19 protein-coding genes are annotated in these 20,095 nt (G+C 45.7%); 18 read left to right on the top strand and 1 reads right to left on the bottom strand.

Annotation, left to right across the window (positions count from 1 at the left end; genetic code table 11):
• The first annotated feature begins 29 nt into the window (after window positions 1–29).
• From DMB88_RS21130 to DMB88_RS21050, 17 genes are all read left to right on the top strand, one after another.
• The gene (locus tag DMB88_RS21130; protein WP_254438278.1) at window positions 30–1,235 is read left to right on the top strand and encodes a stage II sporulation protein P; all 1,206 of its coding nucleotides are present in this window, start codon (window positions 30–32) and stop codon (window positions 1,233–1,235) included.
• Window positions 1,236–1,388: 153 nt separating this feature from the next.
• Window positions 1,389–1,751: a DUF3679 domain-containing protein gene (locus tag DMB88_RS21125; protein ID WP_128102926.1), complete on the top strand. Its 363-nt coding sequence runs from the start codon at window positions 1,389–1,391 to the stop codon at window positions 1,749–1,751.
• A gap of 146 nt (window positions 1,752–1,897) precedes the next feature.
• Entirely contained in the window at window positions 1,898–3,712 is a 1,815-nt protein-coding gene (gene lepA / locus DMB88_RS21120; protein WP_128102925.1) for a translation elongation factor 4, read from the top strand.
• Window positions 3,713–3,898: 186 nt separating this feature from the next.
• On the top strand, window positions 3,899–5,083 hold the full coding sequence (gene hemW, locus DMB88_RS21115; protein WP_128102924.1) for a radical SAM family heme chaperone HemW: 1,185 nt from the start codon (window positions 3,899–3,901) through the stop codon (window positions 5,081–5,083).
• A gap of 117 nt (window positions 5,084–5,200) precedes the next feature.
• On the top strand, window positions 5,201–5,671 hold the full coding sequence (locus tag DMB88_RS21110) for an N-acetyltransferase (RefSeq protein ID WP_056695968.1): 471 nt from the start codon (window positions 5,201–5,203) through the stop codon (window positions 5,669–5,671).
• 324 nt (window positions 5,672–5,995) lie between these two features.
• Window positions 5,996–7,027: a heat-inducible transcriptional repressor HrcA gene (gene hrcA / locus DMB88_RS21105; protein WP_056695970.1), complete on the top strand. Its 1,032-nt coding sequence runs from the start codon at window positions 5,996–5,998 to the stop codon at window positions 7,025–7,027.
• A 79-nt stretch (window positions 7,028–7,106) separates the two neighbouring features.
• On the top strand, window positions 7,107–7,685 hold the full coding sequence (gene grpE, locus DMB88_RS21100; protein ID WP_128102923.1) for a nucleotide exchange factor GrpE: 579 nt from the start codon (window positions 7,107–7,109) through the stop codon (window positions 7,683–7,685).
• Between the two features lie 131 nt (window positions 7,686–7,816).
• Window positions 7,817–9,661: a molecular chaperone DnaK gene (dnaK, locus tag DMB88_RS21095; protein ID WP_128102922.1), complete on the top strand. Its 1,845-nt coding sequence runs from the start codon at window positions 7,817–7,819 to the stop codon at window positions 9,659–9,661.
• Between the two features lie 129 nt (window positions 9,662–9,790).
• Complete coding sequence (gene dnaJ, locus DMB88_RS21090) at window positions 9,791–10,915, top strand: molecular chaperone DnaJ (RefSeq protein ID WP_128102921.1); 1,125 nt, start codon at window positions 9,791–9,793, stop codon at window positions 10,913–10,915.
• A 224-nt stretch (window positions 10,916–11,139) separates the two neighbouring features.
• Window positions 11,140–11,508 carry a hypothetical protein gene (locus DMB88_RS21085; protein WP_056695977.1) on the top strand — a complete coding sequence of 123 codons (369 nt, stop codon included), beginning with the start codon at window positions 11,140–11,142 and terminating at the stop codon, window positions 11,506–11,508.
• A 48-nt stretch (window positions 11,509–11,556) separates the two neighbouring features.
• Window positions 11,557–11,736 carry a YfhD family protein gene (locus tag DMB88_RS21080; RefSeq protein WP_128102920.1) on the top strand — a complete coding sequence of 60 codons (180 nt, stop codon included), beginning with the start codon at window positions 11,557–11,559 and terminating at the stop codon, window positions 11,734–11,736.
• Window positions 11,729–12,124 (top strand): hypothetical protein, encoded by a 396-nt coding sequence (locus DMB88_RS21075; protein WP_128102919.1) that lies wholly within the window; start codon window positions 11,729–11,731, stop codon window positions 12,122–12,124. Before DMB88_RS21080 ends, DMB88_RS21075 begins: the two co-directional genes overlap by 8 nt.
• A gap of 153 nt (window positions 12,125–12,277) precedes the next feature.
• Window positions 12,278–13,243: a 50S ribosomal protein L11 methyltransferase gene (prmA, locus tag DMB88_RS21070; RefSeq protein WP_128102918.1), complete on the top strand. Its 966-nt coding sequence runs from the start codon at window positions 12,278–12,280 to the stop codon at window positions 13,241–13,243.
• Window positions 13,244–13,246: 3 nt separating this feature from the next.
• Window positions 13,247–13,924, top strand: a complete 678-nt coding sequence (locus DMB88_RS21065) for a site-2 protease family protein (RefSeq protein ID WP_128102917.1) — start codon at window positions 13,247–13,249, stop codon at window positions 13,922–13,924.
• A gap of 167 nt (window positions 13,925–14,091) precedes the next feature.
• Window positions 14,092–14,856 (top strand): RsmE family RNA methyltransferase, encoded by a 765-nt coding sequence (locus tag DMB88_RS21060; RefSeq protein WP_128102916.1) that lies wholly within the window; start codon window positions 14,092–14,094, stop codon window positions 14,854–14,856.
• A 2-nt stretch (window positions 14,857–14,858) separates the two neighbouring features.
• Complete coding sequence (gene mtaB, locus DMB88_RS21055) at window positions 14,859–16,205, top strand: tRNA (N(6)-L-threonylcarbamoyladenosine(37)-C(2))-methylthiotransferase MtaB (RefSeq protein ID WP_128102915.1); 1,347 nt, start codon at window positions 14,859–14,861, stop codon at window positions 16,203–16,205.
• A 131-nt stretch (window positions 16,206–16,336) separates the two neighbouring features.
• On the top strand, window positions 16,337–16,771 hold the full coding sequence (locus tag DMB88_RS21050) for an NUDIX hydrolase (protein ID WP_128102914.1): 435 nt from the start codon (window positions 16,337–16,339) through the stop codon (window positions 16,769–16,771).
• Between the two features lie 278 nt (window positions 16,772–17,049).
• On the opposite strand, the gene DMB88_RS21045 is transcribed toward DMB88_RS21050, so the two are convergent.
• On the bottom strand, window positions 17,050–18,051 hold the full coding sequence (locus DMB88_RS21045; protein WP_128102913.1) for a Na/Pi cotransporter family protein: 1,002 nt from the start codon (window positions 18,049–18,051) through the stop codon (window positions 17,050–17,052).
• Window positions 18,052–18,575: 524 nt separating this feature from the next.
• Here DMB88_RS21045 and DMB88_RS21040 point away from each other — a divergent pair.
• A complete protein-coding gene (locus DMB88_RS21040; protein WP_128102912.1) occupies window positions 18,576–19,955 on the top strand; it encodes a class I SAM-dependent rRNA methyltransferase in 1,380 nt (459 codons plus the stop codon).
• Window positions 19,956–20,095 lie beyond the last annotated feature (140 nt).

Here is a 20,095-nt window from a genome sequence, read left to right as displayed (position 1 = left end):
GTTGTCCAGCAGGGAAGGAGACAGAGGCAATGAACAAAATATTGGCTTGGAATATTGGTAAGTGGAGAAAAAGATTGCTGCATGTACTGGCCATGGGCCGTACGTTGCTGTTGCTTATGATTATATCTGTCCTATTTTTTGTAGTACTAGGCCTAGGAGGAATGGCAGAGAAGCGATTGAATAATTCGCCAGTTTCTTCAATGAAAGGTTTCGCCAGTACCGTGTCTAGTCGTTTTTTTGTAGACATGCTGGGCATGGAAGTGCCGCATTTAACTCAAAAGGAACAGACGTCTGCGTTCTCAGGTGAGAATTTAACTACGTTTGTTTTTCAACTGCTTACGAATGTTAATCCTCAGGATCCCAAAAGCTTAATTGCTAGAGAAATGCCAGGAATGGGTTCGAATCAACCTGTGTTGCTTCGGCCAGGCTCGGGAAATGAAAAGGCAGAAGCGCCAGAGGATTATCAACCCGGACCCGGATTAACGGACACAGCTTCAAACAGTGGAGGGAAAAGCGAGGGAGAGTTACATACGCCACCAGGGCAGGATGACACGACCTCACCAGACACGGACGAGCCTGAAAATTCTGGGGATTCTAAAGATCCAGAAGCTCAGGAAGATCCGCCTTCGAAGAACCCAGACGATGATTCCAAACCTACATTAGATAAAAAGACGGTACTCATCTATCACTCGCATCCACGGGAAGGATACAACCCACTATTAGGTACCAAGAGTGATAATCCTTCTTCCGGTAAGTCCACAGGCAATGTATTTCAAGTGGGGAGCTATTTAACAGATAGTTTGGAAAAGCTAGGGATAGGGGTGGAACATGCCAAAGATGATTACCCTACTAAAGTGAAGGATTATAACTGGAATTATTCCTATAAATATTCACGCCAGACGGTAAAAGCTGCACTCGCCCAAAATGATGATCTTACCTATCTCATTGATATCCATAGAGATTCACAGCGTCATAATAAAACAACGACAACGATTGAAGGTCTTGGATATGCGAAGGTTTACTTTATCATTGGGCATGAAAACCCTAACTGGCAGCAAAATGAAGCCTTTGCGGCCAAGATTCACAAAAAGCTTGAAGCCAAGTATCCCGGTGTTTCCCGCGGAGTCTGGGGGAAAAATGGGGGAGGAGCTAACAATGGCGAATATAATCAGACACTTTCTCCAAACAGTATCCTCATTGAAATCGGGGTATCGACAATACCGCAGCAGAATTAGAGCGAACCTCTAAAATACTGGCAGACATGATTGCCGAAGTGTATTGGCAAGACCAGAAGGTAGATAAGGCAAGTGCGAAAAAGGAAACACAAGGTGGTTAGCAATTGAGTCAGATGGAGAACATTCTAAAATATTTATAGAGGGGGCGAAGGTGTGTCCAGATTCGGGGAAAAGCTGCTATCGGTAGCTGTTCTGATGTTGCTGGGAATCCTGTTTGGTATGCAACTGGCAGGTAGTAACTTTCAGCTTGGGAATGATCAGCAGGAGAGTCCTACACTTGTGAAGTCAGAGCCAGCATCCGTTGCAGTCGAATCTGAGCCAGAGCAGCCTGTGGAGCAGGTCGAAAAAAAGGAACCTCCGGTTGTGCCTGTCCAATCGCCAAGTCAGGTATTAGGAGCAGAGCAGAGCCAGGCACCGGTTGATGTTCTTGCTGATAAAACAGCAGGACTTCTGCAGAACCTTTCTCATAACGGTATCAAATGGGTGGTCTCCCTGTTTAGTGGCGTTGCTGAATAAAAAGCAATACATTCAAGGCAAAATATACCCTCGGCAGTTCTTGGTAGTGATGATTATGATAAAGTTGAAACATCATGGGATTGATGCACCCTGCATCAACTGTTATAATGAAGTGATTGACACTAGGCTGTTTCTGGGGGTAAGGAATGACTGACATTCGGGCAAGACAACGTAAAATTCGTAACTTTTCAATTATTGCACATATAGATCACGGCAAATCAACACTTGCGGACCGGATCTTGGAGTACACAGGTGCGCTTACATCGCGTGAGATGCAGGAGCAAGTGCTGGATCAGATGGATCTTGAACGCGAACGTGGAATTACAATTAAACTGCAAGCTGTAGCTCTGACTTACAAAGCAGACGATGGTGAAGAGTATTTATTGAACTTGATTGACACACCAGGACACGTAGACTTCACGTATGAAGTATCACGGAGTTTGGCTGCATGTGAAGGCGCGCTGTTGGTAGTGGATGCGGCTCAGGGGATTGAAGCCCAAACACTAGCTAACGTATATCTTGCGCTTGATAACGATCTCGAAATTCTACCAGTCATCAACAAAATCGACCTGCCAAGCGCTGATCCTGATCGTGTGAAGCAGGAAGTAGAAGATGTGATAGGGCTTGATACAAGTAATGCAGTGCTGGCTTCCGCCAAGGCTGGAATTGGGATCAAGGAGATTCTTGAGCAAGTGGTACAAAGCGTACCTGCTCCTGCAGGTGACCCAGATCAACCACTGAAAGCGCTGATTTTTGACTCGCACTATGATCCGTACAAAGGCGTAATTGTATACGTACGTGTCATCGATGGTAAGATCAAATCGGGTTCGAAGATCAAAATGATGGCAACAGACAAGTCATTTGAGGTTATTGAAGTGGGTGCCTTCAAACCACGCATGACCATTGTGGACGAGCTAAACGTGGGTGACGTTGGATTTATCGTAGCGGGTATCCGTAATGTAGGAGATACGCGGGTCGGGGATACAGTAACCGATGCCAAAAAGCCGACGGCAGAGCCGTTGCCAGGTTATCGCAAAATTAATCCAATGGTATACTGCGGTCTGTATCCGATTGAAACATCGGATTACGTGGATCTGCGTGAGGCATTGGAGAAATTGCAGTTAAATGATGCTTCACTGAGCTTTGAGCCAGAAACATCCAGTGCGCTTGGATTCGGATTCCGTTGCGGATTCCTCGGATTGCTGCACATGGACGTTATTCAGGAGCGGATTGAGCGTGAATTCAACATTCCGTTGATCACTACTGCACCAAGCGTAATCTATCATGTCACTCTGACTAACGGTGAGATGATTCAGATTGACAATCCATCTAACTACCCCGAGGTAGGACGGATCGATTATGTAGAGGAACCTTATGTTAAGGCAGCCATTATCGTACCGAATGATTATGTAGGTACCATTATGGAATTGTGCCAAAACAAACGTGGCGAATACGTTAATATGGAGTATTTGGACACTACGCGGGTTACGATTACGTATGAGATCCCGTTGTCCGAGATTGTATATGACTTCTTCGATCAATTGAAATCGAGTACCAAAGGTTATGCATCCTTCGACTATGAGTTGTCTGGCTATCGTCAGTCTAATCTGGCGAAAATGGACATTTTGCTCAATGGCGAACAGGTCGATGCGCTGTCCTTCATCGTTCACCGTGACCGTGCATATAACCGTGGCCGCATTATCTGTGAGAAACTGCGTGAGCTGATCCCACGGCAAATGTTCGAGGTGCCAATTCAGGCATCCGTTGGAACGAAGGTAGTGGCGCGTGAAACGGTAAAAGCAATGCGTAAAAACGTACTTGCTAAATGTTATGGTGGTGACATCTCGCGGAAACGGAAACTGCTGGAGAAGCAGAAGGAAGGTAAGAAGCGGATGAAGCAGGTTGGTAACGTTGAGGTACCACAAGAAGCGTTCATGGCTGTATTGAAAATTGATGATTAATAATTCAATTTCGGGTACAACACAGAATGTGTGTATCGAAATTGAATTATAAGATAAGACGCTTGCTTGCAAATAATAATATGGTATAGATTGAACGGACACTTACGAGTAAATTCAATTTATATAATGAAGCTGAGAGGGGAAGCCGGATGGCTTTCCTTTTTTCAAATAGAGGGGGACTTACCCATGACATTGACATCACAAAGCCGGAAAACAGGTTCACCCCAAGCAGTGTATCTTCACATTCCCTTTTGCACGAATAAATGTTTTTACTGTGATTTTAACTCTTATGTTCTGAAGGATCAGCCTGTCATGCAGTATCTAGAGGCGCTGGAACGGGAAATGGAGCATACCGTTAAGGCGAATCCGCCGGGCGAAATTAAAACGATATTTGTAGGTGGGGGCACACCCACAGCCTTGAAACCTGACGAAATGGCGTACTTCCTTCGTTCCGTCAAAACGTACTTCCCGAATTGGGCAGACAATATTGAATTCTCAATGGAAGCTAACCCGGGAACAACAGATGCGGAGAAGCTCGCTGCGATGAAAGAAGGCGGCGTTAACCGTGTCAGCTTTGGCGTGCAGGCTTTCCAAAATGACCTACTTACTGGCATTGGTCGCATTCATAACACGGATGATGTATATCGTAGCTTGGAGAATGCACGTAAGGCAGGACTTAGCAACTTGTCCATCGATCTAATGTTTGGTTTGCCGAACCAGACAGTAGAGATGTTGAATGAGAGTATCGACAGAGCGCTGGAGCTAGATCTGCCGCATTATTCAATCTATAGCTTGAAAGTGGAAGAGAACACCCTGTTCCATACGCTGTATCAGAAAAATCAATTGCCGCTGCCGCATGAAGATGATGAATTGCAGATGTATCTTCTATTAATGAGTCGAATGAAAGAAGCGGGATACGAGCAGTATGAGATCAGTAACTTTGCTAAACCTGGCTTCGAGAGTCGTCACAATATCACCTACTGGCGCAACGAGGATTATTATGGACTTGGAGCAGGGGCACATGGATACGTAGGCCGCGAACGGCATATGAATATCAAAGGCATAAATCCGTATGTTGAAGCTGCCAAAACTGGACTGCCGCGTTTAGATCACTTTGAGATCAGTCGTCCAGAAGCCATGGAGGATTATCTCATGGTTGGACTCCGAATGCTGGAGGGTGCTTCGGCCTCACGTTTCAGTGAGCAATTCGGAGAATCCATTGAAGAGGTGTTCGCGAAGCCTTTGGGCAAAATGTTAAACGCAGGACTACTTGAGCGGACGCCAGACGGCTTCCGGCTGAGCGAGCAGGGTATCCTGTTCGGCAACGACGTTTTTGCTGAGTTTATCGGCTCAATATCGCTGAATTCGTAGCTTGAAATTCTATACGCTCTGTTGTATATTTATTCATATTGATTTGACAGAGCGTGTAATTTAACAACTACGAAGTTGGCTTTCCTTCGGAAAGCTTGGTAATAGGAGGAGAGCAGAATGTCGGTAATATGCAGAAAAGCCGTGCCGGAAGATGTTGAACCGCTATATGAAATGATTAAGGGATACGCAGAGCGTGGGATCATGCTTCCGCGATCAAGGGAAGTACTGCATAGGCAGCTGGAACACTTTGTCGTTGCAGAAGTGGATGGTGAGGTCGTGGGATGTGGGTCGCTTTGCCGTTTGGGCAACGATCTGGTTGAGGTTAGATCCCTTGGTATCTCAGAAGGACACAAAGGACTCGGCATAGGTTCCCGGTTGCTGGATCGACTGGTGGAAGAAGCTCAGAATCAGAAAATTCCTAAAGTGATGGCACTCACTTATGAAGTTTCTTTCTTTGAGAAAAATGGCTTTGCCATTGTAGATAAAGAGATTTTCCCTGAAAAAGTATGGACAGACTGCGTGCATTGCAGCAAACAAAATTGCTGCGACGAAATTGCAGTGCTGAAAGAACTAGAAATTTCCGCCTGATGCATAATGGATCGCATGAACAGAGTCTTGAGTGAACAGCTCTCTCTCATGCGATCCTTTTTCATGCATATTATGTATAATGAGTGTTGAGTGTTATGACAGGAGGAGAATGGTCTATACTATTAGAGAGATCGCGTAATTTCCATCTTCTTCGTTCTAAAAAACATGTCAGCTTAAACATACGTAATAAATTGATGAGCATCGTCATGAAACTGACTTGACAATGTTCGTGTCAGTTTGGTATTTTTGTATTACCGCTTAGCACTCATCTAACCTGAGTGCTAACGACATGGGACATTGCAGTCAGAAGGAGGGATACTCACCATGTTAACTGAGCGTCAACGTATGATTCTGAACGCTATAGTGGATGACTATATCCGTTCAGCTGAGCCCGTAGGGTCCCGAAGCATCTCCAAACGAGGAGATGTTGGATACAGTCCAGCGACGATCCGTAATGAGATGGCGGATCTTGAGGATATGGGATTTCTGGAACAGCCGCATACATCTGCTGGACGAATTCCTTCCCACAAGGGCTACCGATATTATGTCGATCATCTGGTTCCGTGGAATCAAGTGGAGCCTCAAGAATTGGACGATCTGAAATCATTTTTTGCTGAGAAGTTAAATGTCATGGAACAGGTCATACAGCATGCATCAGTCATATTGTCACATATGACCAACTATACTTCGATCTTGCTTGGACCGGAAGTGTTCCATACCTCACTTCGCCACTTTCAACTGTTACCGCTCAATGAACGGGAAGCTGTGGCGATTATTGTAACGAATACAGGCCAAGTTGAGAACAAAACGGTACAGATTCCACCGGAAATCTCGGTTGCCGAGATGGAGAATGTGGTACGTCTGTTAAATACCAAATTGGTTGGTGTACCTATTTATAAACTCAAATCACGCCTTTATACAGAGCTTGGGCAAGAGATGGAACGACATATTAATCGCTATGAAGAAGTAATGCAGGTGCTGAATAGCGCTTTTGACAATGAGCACGACAATCGTCTGTTCCTTAGCGGTGCTACCAATATGTTAACTCAACCTGAGTTTAAAGATGTTGAAAAGGTTAAAGATATTCTTGACCTGTTAGATGAAACGCCAACACTGATGAAGTTAATGATGCCCGTGCCGGGTGGATCTGGCATTCAGGTACGGATTGGTACCGAGAATGATCATGAAGCCTTTGCCAATTGCAGCTTAATTACAGCATCTTACTCATTGGATGGCGAGGCCTTAGGTTCCATTGGTATACTGGGGCCTACACGAATGGATTACGCGCGTGTCATTCATATTTTAAATACACTCTCTCGTGACTTGACTTCGATGTTAACGCATCGTTTCAAATAAGCATTGTGTGGGTTATCCTGCATGATGCTTATCACGAACGGGAAATGAACCATTTCATTCTTATAAGGAGGTGAACATCTTGAAAGAGGAGCAATCATTCGCAGCAGAAGAGCAGGAACAACAGGACACAACAGCGGCTGAAAGCCAGGAGCCTGTTAACGAAGCAGGTGCTGCAGAAGTACAGGCTGAGGAGATGGTAGGTCAAGAGCAAGGTGAGATCGCACGTTTGATGGCAGAAGCTGAGGAACATCAGCAACGCTTTGTCCGTGCACAAGCTGATTTTGACAACTTCCGTCGCCGCACTCAAAAGGAAAAAGAAGAACTAGCGAAATATGCTTCGATGAAGCTGATCACCGAACTCGTGCCGGTTATCGACAATTTCGAGCGTGCTATGGCAACTGTACCTGAAGGTACAGAGAGTGAATCTTTTTCCAAAGGCATTCAAATGATCTTCCGCCAGTTGGAGTCCGTGTTAAACAACGAAGGTCTGACTGCAATGGAGACGGTAGGACAACCGTTCAATCCTGAATTCCACCAAGCGATCATGCAAGTGGAAAGCGACGAGTATGAAGAAGGTACCGTTGTTGAGGAAGTCCAAAAAGGTTATATGCTTAAAGATAAAGTGCTTCGTCCGGCTATGGTTAAGGTAAGCTCATAATTCCTCTCCATGAGGGTATAATGCCAGCGAAGCTTCATATAGAGGTTTGCACACATAGAGCAAGAAAATAAACCATAATAGAATGAAGAATCGAAGGATTCTTCTCAATTGTCGAAGGAGGAAATTTTCCGATGAGCAAAGTAATCGGTATTGACTTAGGAACAACTAACTCATGCGTAGCGGTTATGGAAGGCGGCGAGGCTGTCGTAATTCCAAACCCAGAAGGCGCACGTACAACTCCATCCGTAGTAGGTTTCAAAAAAGACGGTGAGCGTGTTGTAGGTGAGACTGCGAAACGCCAAGCAATTACGAATCCAGATCGTACGATCATTTCGATCAAACGTCACATGGGTACTTCCCATAAAGAAACAATCGACAGCAAAGATTATTCTCCACAAGAGATCTCTGCAATCATCCTGCAAAAGCTGAAAGCTGATGCTGAAGCTTACCTGGGTCAAACGGTAACTCAAGCGGTTATCACAGTTCCAGCTTACTTCAATGACAGTCAGCGTCAAGCAACGAAAGATGCTGGTAAAATCGCTGGTTTGGAAGTTCTGCGTATCGTCAACGAACCAACAGCAGCGGCTCTGGCATATGGTATGGAGAAATCCGAAGATCAAACGATCCTCGTGTATGACCTTGGTGGCGGTACGTTCGACGTATCTATCCTTGAACTTGGCGATGGATTCTTCGAAGTTAAAGCAACTAGTGGTGACAACCAATTGGGTGGAGATGACTTCGACCAAGTAATCATTGATTACCTCGTAAGTGAATTTAAGAAAGATCAAGGTATTGATCTGAGCAAAGATAAAGCAGCGGTTCAACGTTTGAAAGATGCAGCGGAAAAAGCGAAAAAAGAACTTTCCGGCGTATTGACTACAACGATCTCCCTGCCGTTTATTACTGTGGCTGACGGCGTTCCTCAACACTTGGAATTGAACCTGAGCCGTGCGAAATTCGAAGAAATTTCTGCTGGTCTGGTTGAGCGTACGCTTGAACCAACTCGTCGCGCATTGAGCGATGCGGGTATGACTGCTAACGATATCGACAAAATCGTATTGGTTGGTGGATCCACACGTATTCCAGCAGTACAAGAAGCAATCAAAAAACTGACAGGTAAAGAGCCTCACAAAGGCGTTAACCCGGATGAAGTTGTAGCTTTGGGTGCTGCTGTACAAGCGGGCGTACTGACAGGTGATGTGAAAGACGTTGTATTGCTTGACGTAACTCCATTGTCCCTGGGTATCGAAACTGCAGGTGGCGTGTTTACCAAAATGATCGAACGCAACACAACGATTCCTACAAGTAAATCTCAAGTGTTCTCCACTTATGCGGACAATCAACCAAGCGTTGAGATCCACGTCCTGCAAGGTGAGCGTGAGATGGCAGCGGGTAACAAATCACTTGGACGCTTCATGCTGGGAGATATCCCACCAGCTCCACGTGGAGTTCCACAAATCGAAGTTAGCTTCGATATTGATGCCAACGGTATTGTTAACGTATCTGCAACAGATAAAGGTACAAACAAAACACAAAAAATCACAATCACTTCTTCCAGCGGTTTGAGCGATGCTGAAGTTGAGCAAATGATGAAAGATGCTGAGCTGCATGCTGAGGAAGATAAAAAACGCAAAGAACTCGTTGAAGCTAAAAACAGTGCAGACCAACTGATCTACTCTGTGGACAAAACGATTAAAGATCTTGGTGAAAAAGCTGACGCTGGTGAAGTTGAAAAAGCTAACGCTGCAAAAGAAAAATTGCAAGGTGTAGTAGCTACAGACAACTTGGAAGACATCAAAGCAGCTACAGAAGAACTGACAGAGATCGTTCAACAACTGTCCGTAAAACTGTATGAGCAAGCACAAGCACAAGAGCAAGCGGCTCAAGGTGCTGAAGAGCAACAAGGTTCTGCTAAACGTGATAACGTTGTTGACGCGGATTACGAAGTAGTAGACGAAGATAAAAAACAAAACTAATTCGCGCATGTAGGCGAATGAAACATCGGTGACGTTCGGATTGAGGGGAAAGTCATAGCCGGGGCTCCCGTGCTTTGACTTTCCTTTTGTCACGATGTGCGATATGGTGAATGTTATGGGGGTGGAAGAGTGGCTGAAAAACGTGATTATTATGAGGTGCTCGGCGTTGGCAAAAATGCAAGCGACGAGGAGATCAAAAAGGCATACCGTAAGCTTGCACGTCAGTATCACCCTGACGTAAACAAAGCGGATGATGCGGAAGCCAAGTTCAAAGAAGTGAAGGAAGCTTATGATGTTGTCAGTGACGGCCAGAAACGTGCGCAGTATGACCAATATGGGCATATTGATCCGAATCAAGGTGGATTCGGCGGTGGCGGCGATTTTGGTGGCGGTGGATTTGGCGATATCTTCGATATGTTCTTTGGCGGTGGTGGCGGCGGACGACGCGATCCGAATGCACCGCAACGTGGGAACGATCTGCAATACACCATGACCATTGAGTTCAAAGAGGCTGTCTTTGGTAAAGAAACGGACATTACGATTCCGCGTACTGAAGGTTGTGACACTTGTCACGGTTCAGGTGCTAAACCAGGAACGAAACCAGAAACATGTACGGTCTGCAAAGGTAGTGGACAACAGGAAGTTGTTCAGAACACTCCATTTGGTCGTATGGTGAATCGCCGTGCATGTTCAAACTGTAGTGGTACAGGACAAATTATTAAAGAAAAATGTACAACGTGCAGTGGTAGCGGTAAAGTACGCAAGCAACGCAAAATCCATGTTCGCATTCCAGCGGGCGTAGATGATGGTGCACAACTGCGTATGACAGGTGAAGGTGAAGGTGGCCTGCGTGGTGGCCCAGCGGGAGACTTGTATATTGTTATTCGTGTGAAATCACATGATTTCTTCGAACGTGAAGGAGACGATATTTACTGCGAGATTCCACTGACGTTTGCTCAGGCAGCATTGGGAGATGAGATTGAAATTCCAACGTTGACTGAAAAAGTGAAGTTGAAAATTCCAGCGGGTACACAAACCGGAACTTATTTCCGCCTCAAAGGCAAAGGGGTTCCACGCCTGCGCGGTATGGGTCAAGGGGATCAACATGTAAAAGTGGTTGTTGTTACACCTAGCAAGCTGAATGACGAGCAGAAAGATCTGTTGCGCCAAATTGCTGCCCTAGATGGAGAACAAACTCATGAGCATGAGCAATCCTTCTTTGATCGAGTAAAACGCGCATTCCGTGGTGACTAATAGACGTATTGCTGTATTAACCAATCGGCTTGTATGTCATAAAGTCGGGGAAATTTATTTAGATCGTTTGCCATCAATATTGTAAATATGAAAGGACATCATTGCTGTTATTCGTCATGGTGTCCTTTTTTGTGCATAAATGGAGGAGCATTGCGGCAGAATAGCAGAGCGAGAACGATAAGGGATAGCCCATATACGAAAACTAGGGAAGCAGGTGTGACCAGATGAGTGAGAAAAACATTTTGGCGTACTTCCATAGCCCAGAGCAAGCAGAAGGCGCTGCCAAAAAATTGGAGGCGTTACGTGTGGAGGACCTGTCGATCAATCGTTTCAGCCGTTATGCAGGGGTAGGTCCAAGTGGAGCCTCCTACACACCAGGAGTTTCTGGTAGTTACTCTTCGTGGGTGCCTGGAGCAATGGGAATGAATGTGACCGCCGGAATTATGGCTGCTGCAGATCCTGCCGCAAGCGGCATGAGTGATGGTGGACAAGAAGGCCCAACAGGTAGGGATGTTCTGCTCACTGTAGTCGTAGATGAATCAGTACATCACCGTGCCCTATCCATTATTGAGCAGGCTGGTGGCATGATCTAGTTAGACCCCATCCATAATAGAGCACTGATACTAAAGGAGGAAGATGACATGGCAGAACATGAACGCCCGGGCAAAATTTTGACGAAGACTGAGAAAATGAAACGATTGCAATCTGCAAAAAATGAAGATGTGGAATTTAGTAGTGAGTCAGCTGATCATGATGATGTAGAGGCATTGCGTCGAAGTGAAGCTGCCGATCGTCGTCAAGGAAGAGAGCTGCATGAGTGAAGACGTTCATTCCACAGTAATGATTGAGGCAGTCTTTACGAGTTGGTCTGATGCAGAGTCTGCTCGAAGAGCTCTAGAACTGTTACACCCCAATCAATTACGTATTGAGAGTCTTCCTCTGCAATCTGATGAACCGGTTGCCAAACAGGATGAGGAGGGAGAATTCTCTCCCACGGCGGTAATTGGTGGATTTAGCGGGGAACTTAACGTTCTTTCGCTAATTAGCGATGATCCGGAAATGCTATCCAATGGTCAGGTATATGATATGCCTGAGACCATATCGACAGGGCAACCCCACCAAGGTATTTTATTGACCGTGTCGGTGACGAACGATTCGTTTCCACAGGCTGCCGAGATGATTACACGAAACGGTGGACGTTTTTATTAATTTTTGCAGTAAAACAAGTCATTAGAACAGGATGCTCCAGCATTTCGCTACGAGGTCCTGTTTTTTTGTTCTCAATTACTGCATTTTGTATTCTGACTCGCTTGTGTAGTACAATGATGGGGATGTTTGAAAAATGAGGAGGAAAAATAACGTATGTTATGGCATGAACTAACAATACATACTACCGAAGAAGCGGTGGAGATGATTTCGAATTTTTTGCATGAAGCAGGTGCTGGAGGGGTTTCAATTGAAGAGTCCGGTACTTTAAATAAAAAGCGTGATGCACCTTATGGTGAGTGGTATGAGTTTCCATTAAATGATATCCCTGAAGGTTTTGCTGAGATCAAAGGGTATTTCTCCGAAGACACGGACATGGAAGCATTACAGGCAGAAGTGCGCCCGAGAATTGAGCAACTTCCTGAATTCGATATTAATGTGGGTGACGTGCGTTATGAGACAAGAACGGTTGATGAGAACGACTGGGCAGATGCTTGGAAAAAGTATTTTAAACCTGTGCGTGTGTCAGAACGTCTGACGATCAAACCGACATGGGAGGAGTACACCCCAGAAAGCCCTGACGAAAAAATTATCGAGCTTGACCCAGGCATGGCCTTTGGTACGGGGACTCACCCCACAACTTCACTCTGTTTGCGTACACTGGAAACGGTGATCCAAGGCGGAGAAGAAGTCATCGATGTCGGAACAGGTTCAGGTATTCTGGCCATTGGCGCGGTACAACTTGGGGCGAAGCATGTTCTAGCTTTAGATCTGGACCCAGTTGCTGTATCCAGCGCAAAGGAAAATGCACATCTGAACGGACTTGATGATCGCATCACTGTGAAGGAAAGTGATCTATTGTCTGTTTTGGGTAGCGAAGACCCAACGCTTGGTGTAAAACTCCCAGTCAAAGTCATTGTAGCGAATATTCTGGCAGAGATCATTATGCTGTTTGTGGATGATGTGTACAATGCTCTTGAACCAGGAGGCATTTATATTGCTTCAGGTATCTGGAAAAATAAAGAGCAGTTAGTTCATGATGGACTCATTGCCGCTGGATTTGAGATTAGTGCCGTTCACCGTGATGAGGACTGGCTGGCGTACGTAGCTAGGAAGAGGTAACAGATGGATTTTCTAAATTCGCTCTTTCGTTACCCACTAGATCAGTTACCGTTTTTCTTAATAACAATTTTGATTGCTTTTACTGTGCATGAGTTCGCACATGCGTATTTTGCCAATAAATTTGGAGATCCAACAGCGAAACTGTTAGGGAGAGTAACGCTTAATCCGGTTGTGCATTTTGATTTGTTGGGCGTGTTAATGCTACTGATTGCTGGTTTTGGTTGGGCACGACCTGTACCCGTGAATCGAGCCAACTTCGATCATCCGCGCAGAATGAGTTTGATTGTCTCCTTGGCAGGCCCTTTGAGTAATTTGTTACTTGCGATCATAGGAACCATCGTATTTGCTACGCTTGTGGGTACTGGCGTTATGCAAAATATTGAAAATGAACGATTGTATACAGCCATTGCAACCTTCTTCTTCATGTTCAATCTCACGAACTTTTTCCTGTTTTTATTCAACCTGATTCCATTACCACCGCTGGACGGTTATCGGGTTCTGGAAGAGTTATTACCGCCCTCCATTAGTCGCAAGCTACAGGGCGTGGAACAATGGTCTATTCTTATTTTCTTGCTTATTCTGATCGTACCTCCGTTACGCGATGTAACGATTAATCCGTTATACATGTTGGCATACAGTATGTATGACGATTTTGGAAATTTGATTAGAGGTCTATTTTAGAGGTCTTTTTGAACTCGCAATTCTAGTAAACGAATGATAACGTTTTGGACTGAAATACTGGTCAGAAGGACATAAAAGTTGTATGATCATCTGTGGCGTATGGATTCACGCCTGCTTGCGAGCAGGGTGAATTCCATTCATAACAGGATAGAATGGTGGACAGACCTATGCAGCGTTATTTTGTATCTGAAGAACAATTCCAAGAGCGTTCGGTTGTAATCACAGGGGATGATGCGCGTCATATCAGTAAAGTTATGCGTGGCAAACCTGGAGATAAACTGATTGTCAGTGACGGACGTACCAGAGAAGCTCTGGTGGAGATTGAAGGCATAGAAGCTGGTGAAGTGACAACGAATATTGTGGAGCCTCTGGAGATGGACCATGAGGCTCGTATTCGTGTAACGGTAGCTCAAAGCTTGCCTAAAGGTGACAAGATGGAAACGGTCATTCAGCGATGTACTGAGATCGGAGCGGTAGCGTTTGTTCCTTTTCTCTCGGAACGGACGATCGTGCAATATGATGCCAAGAAGGAAAGCAAACGACTAGAGCGGTGGGGGAAGATTGCCAAGGAAGCTGCCGAGCAGAGCCATCGCAATCGTATTCCGTCCATTGAGCAGCCGCTTTCCTGGAAAGGGCTGTTGTCTTCTTTTGAGGGATATGATCTGGTATGCTATTGTTATGAAAAAGAAAATGGTAAGCAACTGCGCGATGCGCTAAAACCGTTCGTAGAAAAGCTTGCACCTGATGATTCGGCTAATGTGTTGATTGTTGTAGGCCCAGAAGGCGGATTCTCGGAAAAGGAAACGGTGGAAGCGGATCAGGCTGGCGCTGTATCGGTTGGACTGGGCAAACGGATTTTGCGTGCAGAGACGGCTGGTATGGCCGCGCTGACTTGTGTTTTATACGAATCTGGAGAAATGGGGGGAATGTAATTATGCCATCCGTGGCGTTTTACACCTTAGGCTGCAAAGTTAACTTTTATGATACAGAAGCAATCTGGCAACTGTTTAAGAACGAAGGATACGATCAAGTGGACTTTGATGAACAGACGGCCGATGTATACTTAATTAATACTTGTACAGTGACGAATACAGGAGACAAGAAAAGCCGTCAAATTATTCGTCGTGCCATTCGTCGGAATCCGGATGCCATTGTGGCAGTAACTGGCTGTTACGCTCAGACCTCTCCTGCCGAGATTCTAGATATTCCAGGAGTAGACCTGGTTATCGGAACACAAGATCGGGATAAAATTTTGCCGTATGTTAGAGAAATCCAGGAATCCCGTGAGCCGGTAAACGCTGTTCGTAACATTATGAAGACACGTGTGTTTGAAGAAATGGATGTGCCTGATTTTGCTGATCGCACTCGTGCCTTCCTGAAAATTCAGGATGGATGTAATAACTTCTGCACATTCTGTATCATTCCGTGGTCGCGTGGTCTGTCTCGTAGCCGGGAATCAAACAGTATTGTTCAACAGGCGCATCAATTAGTGCATGCGGGGTACAAAGAAATCGTACTCACAGGTATCCACACTGGTGGATATGGTGACGACATGGAAAACTACGACCTGACCGACCTGCTCTGGGATTTGGATAAAGTCGAAGGTCTGGAACGTATTCGCATTAGCTCCATTGAAGCTAGCCAGATCGATGATCGTATGCTGGATGTAATCAAGCGTTCCGATAAATTGGTTCGTCACTTCCATATCCCGCTGCAAGCAGGCGACGATACAGTGTTGAAACGGATGCGCCGTAAATATACTACAGAAGAGTTCTACAATAAAATGCTCCGCATTCGTGAAGCTATGCCGGATGTAGCGATTACGACAGATGTTATTGTAGGATTCCCTGGTGAAACGGACGAGATGTTCCGTAACGGTTATGAACTGATGAAGAAAATTGGTTTCTCCGAAATGCACGTATTTCCTTATTCCAAACGTACCGGAACACCAGCAGCACGTATGGAAGATCAGGTGGATGAAGAAGTGAAAAATGCTCGCGTACATGAATTGATTGATCTATCTGAGCAGATGCAGCTGGCTTATGCACAGCAATTCGTGGGACAAGTATTGGATGTTATTCCTGAGGGAGAAGCCAAAGGCCGCGAAGGCAGCGGTAAACTTCAAGGATACAGCGATAATTACATTCAATTGATATTCGATGGTTCCCAGGATATGATTGGCAAAGTATGCCGCGTGAAACTCACTGAGGCGGGTGTCAACGAGAGCCAGGCTACGTTGGTTCGTGTATTGGACGGTCAACTGAAATCTGCGGCGATGTAATCGAGATGACAAAAACAAGGATTTCATTTCCTTGGGGAACGTACCCGGGCGATGAAATCCTTCTTTTGCAATAAAGTGGCTAAGAAGATTTGTAAACAGACCGTAAGCATTCGTGACTGGGGGAGAACAAAATGAACAAAAAAGAAATTTCAGCAGGTGGCGTTGTTTATCGCAAAGGCGATGACGGTAAACTGCAGATCCAATTGATTGTGGATCGTTACGGGAAAAACACATTGGCTAAGGGCAAAATGGAACCAGGCGAAACGATTGAGCAGACAGCGCTGCGCGAGATATTGGAAGAGACAGGCATGGTTGGACGAATTGTTGAACCTGTCGATGTTATCGCCTATACGTACCAACATGCAGAGTTTGGCGCGGTAGACAAGGAAGTTCACTATTATTTAGTGGAAGCAGAGAGCGGCGATATGCAGCCTCAGATTGAAGAAATTAAAGGTGTAGACTGGTATACACCTGAGGAAGCATGGTCAAGACAGGAAAGTAACGGCTATGATAACAATGATAGCATTCTACGTGACGCACTGAACAAACTGGGTATTAACGTTTAATTATCGAGAGCAAGATCTTTACGTTTTGGATATCAATAAGATTATATAGGTGCGACTAAACTTTCTTTAGTTGAACTTATAGAGGTTGTTCAAAAAGTCTGCTTTTGATTACGATGGATGCCTGAAGGCATCTCAGCATCGAAGATGAAATTCAGCCGAAATGTTCGTTGCTCACGTAGTTTTGCCTACGCTCCGCTACTCCATTTCTATCTTCATGCCATCTTCTCGGTACTGAAAACCGACCTTTTTGAACACGCACTTATATCGTTTCAGAAGCATTATGCCACGGGTGATTTCGCCGATGGGGCGGAGACCGGTGGTTTTTTGTGCCAGATTGGTAAATAACATAAGGGTAGAGCTAACAGTGAACAGATGATGTTAAACAACGTCTGTGCATGGGCGATCTGTGCCCCGTGATCCGCAGAGAGCCAAGCAGAAGCTGTATGAAGCTGATCAATGAGCGGCATAAACAATAGTGCGCCTGCCACGTTTAAGATGACGTGTGCAGCTGCGACGAATTTGCCTGCGGATGCTCCACCAGCGGCAGCAAGCACGGCCGTAATGCACGTGCCCACGTTGGATCCAATTACAATGGCAATGCCAATCTCTACGGGCAACACACCTGTCGCGGCAAGAGTTATCGCCATGCTGATGACGGCTGCACTGCTGTGAATGAGGGCGGTCAGACAGGCTCCTGCAAGAAATCCCCACCATAGGCTATCCGCGGAGCGATCCAAAAACCATTGAAACACACCCATGCTTCGAAGTGGAACTGCAATGGATTGCATGACCTGAATGCCTGTCATGACGAATGCAAATCCTGCGGCTGCCAAAAAACTGCATTGTATCTGAAAAAGCGTTCGCTTGGTTTCTTCATGAGCCGCCTGATTGCGTTCTGCAAGGACAACAAAAGTAGCCCAGCCAAGCAGGGTAAGAACGAGTAGAGGTAGTGCAGCACGCCCAATCTGCAATCCAACAAGCTCAGTGGTTAAACAGGTGCCGATATTTGTACCTAAAATAATCCCAAGCGTGCGCCCATAGGTGATGATTCTTGTATTGGCAAGACCAATGGTGAGCACGGTAACTGCGGTACTGCTCTGGAGCAGTGCAGTTGCGCCTGCGCTGAAAGCCATCCCTTTCCATGGGGCAGAAGTGGCGCGATTAAGCCACCCGGCGAGCATAGGTCCAGCCATGCGCTGCAACGACATTTCCATGACCTTCATGCCAGTAAAGAAGATAACAAGCCCATATAATAAAGGAAACACAACTTCTCTGAACATCCGTAACCTCATTCCTTCCTGCATGGCTCTTACCTTCATCCTATGAGCCGGTAAGGACAACCATGACAAGCATGAGGAATTACAGAGAGTTAAAATCAAAAGATCAAGTCGCTGGTAGTAATCTTTTACCGGTTTGCCTACGGTTCAGCTATTCCAAAGATACGGGGTCCGTACAATCGGAGCGAAGCAGACGAAACGGTACTTAATAAGCGAAGCGAGCGCCTTCCTCTTATCAGTTCCCTTTTAGAAAAAGGGAACTGATAAGAGGAACAGCCACACCTAAAGGGTCTACCCTACGTAACGCCATATTCAAAAGATACGGAGATTCGTGCAAACGGAGCGGAGGGGACGTAATCGGATCTGAAGAAGCGGAGCGTTCGCCTTTATCCCCGGATTTTCCCTTTCGAGAAAGGGAATCCAAAAAATCTGGGGATAACAGCGATCGAAAGACCGATCCGTCCCCGGAGCGCCTCCTTTGCACTAAACCTATCTTTTCAACTAACTCAAAAGGAAGTGGATTTACCTTGCCATCGGTTACCCTAGAACGCAGTCGCAAAAAGCGGCTTGAACATGCACATCCATGGATCTTTAACAATGAAATTGCCTCAGTTGACGGAAATCCAGAGCCTGGAGATCTGGTCAATGTATTGAATCATCAAGGTCGCTATCTGGCAACGGGATACTACAATCCTGCATCACAAATTACCGTGCGGGTTGTATCCTACCAACCGTTAGATTTTGCTCAGATGGACACGGCGTTCTTTACAGCACGTTTCCAGGATTGCTTACGCCATCGTGAACGTTTCATCCAAGACGGAGAAGCGTATCGCTTGGTTTATGGTGAGGCAGACTTTTTACCTGGGTTGATCGTTGATCGCTTCGGTAGCGTACTTGTGGTACAGCTATTGACACTGGGAATGGATCGTTGTCGTGAGGCGATTGTGCAAGCTCTGATTGAAGTGATGCAGCCTGAAGGCATTTACGAGCGGAGCGATGTGTCTATTCGTGAGCTGGAAGGCTTGGAGCAGACCAAAGGTCCTCTTTACGGAGAATGCCCACGTCATGTGACCGTAACAGAGAACGGCTTGCTTATTAAAGTAGATATCGTGGAAGGTCAGAAAACAGGTTATTTCTTCGATCAGCGTGAAAACCGTGCGGCCATCGAACCCTTAATGAAGGGCTGGGGTTACAAAAGCGGTATCCGCCTTGAGCAAGTGGAGCAGGATGGTAGTGAGCAACGGTTACCTGTTAACAAAAGTGGTAAAGTTGTAACTTTCCCTTATTGGGATGGTGCGACGGTACTAGAGTGTTTCTCTCATACGGGCAGCTTCACGTTGAATGCTTGCAAGTATGGAGCGAAGAAAGTAACGTGTCTGGACATTTCAGAGCATGCGATCGAGAGTGCTAGAACGAATGTAGAGTTGAACGGATTCACAGATCGAGTTGAATTTGTCGTAGCAGATGCGTTCCAGTACCTGCGTGAACAGGTTAAAGGTCTGGAAGAACGCAATGTACGTGCACGTGCAGGCGAGCAAAAAGTAGATACATCCAAAGCTCTCGCTGCTGGTGGAGGTAAGTCATTCGACGTCGTAATCCTCGACCCACCGGCATTTGCCAAAACGAAATCAGCAGTCAAAGGTGCATGCCGTGGATACAAGGATATTAATCTTCATGGTATGAAGCTGGTCAATGAGGGTGGATATCTTGTAACGGCAAGCTGTTCATATCACATGCGTCCAGACCTTTTCCTTGAAACAATCGCAGATGCGGCTGAAGATGCGGGCAAAGTACTTCGCCTTATTGATTGGAAGGCAGCAGGCAAGGATCATCCACAGATTTTAGGTGTAGATGAAGGACATTACCTGAAATTTGCGATCTTCGAGGTTCGTAGTAAAACAAAGTAATGTAGTCAGTCACACGAGCATGTAAACGACCAATCAAAAAACATCAACAACCATATCAACATTAAGTTGGAGGTCTGCAGTTATTTAGCTGTAGGCCTTTTTTATGCTTATGGAGATGTTTCCGATGCTGCCGAATAGTG

This window comes from Paenibacillus sp. DCT19 (assembly GCF_003268635.1).
Taxonomy (GTDB): Bacteria; Bacillota; Bacilli; order Paenibacillales; family Paenibacillaceae; genus Paenibacillus.
This window is presented reverse-complemented; position numbering and strand designations above follow the sequence as displayed.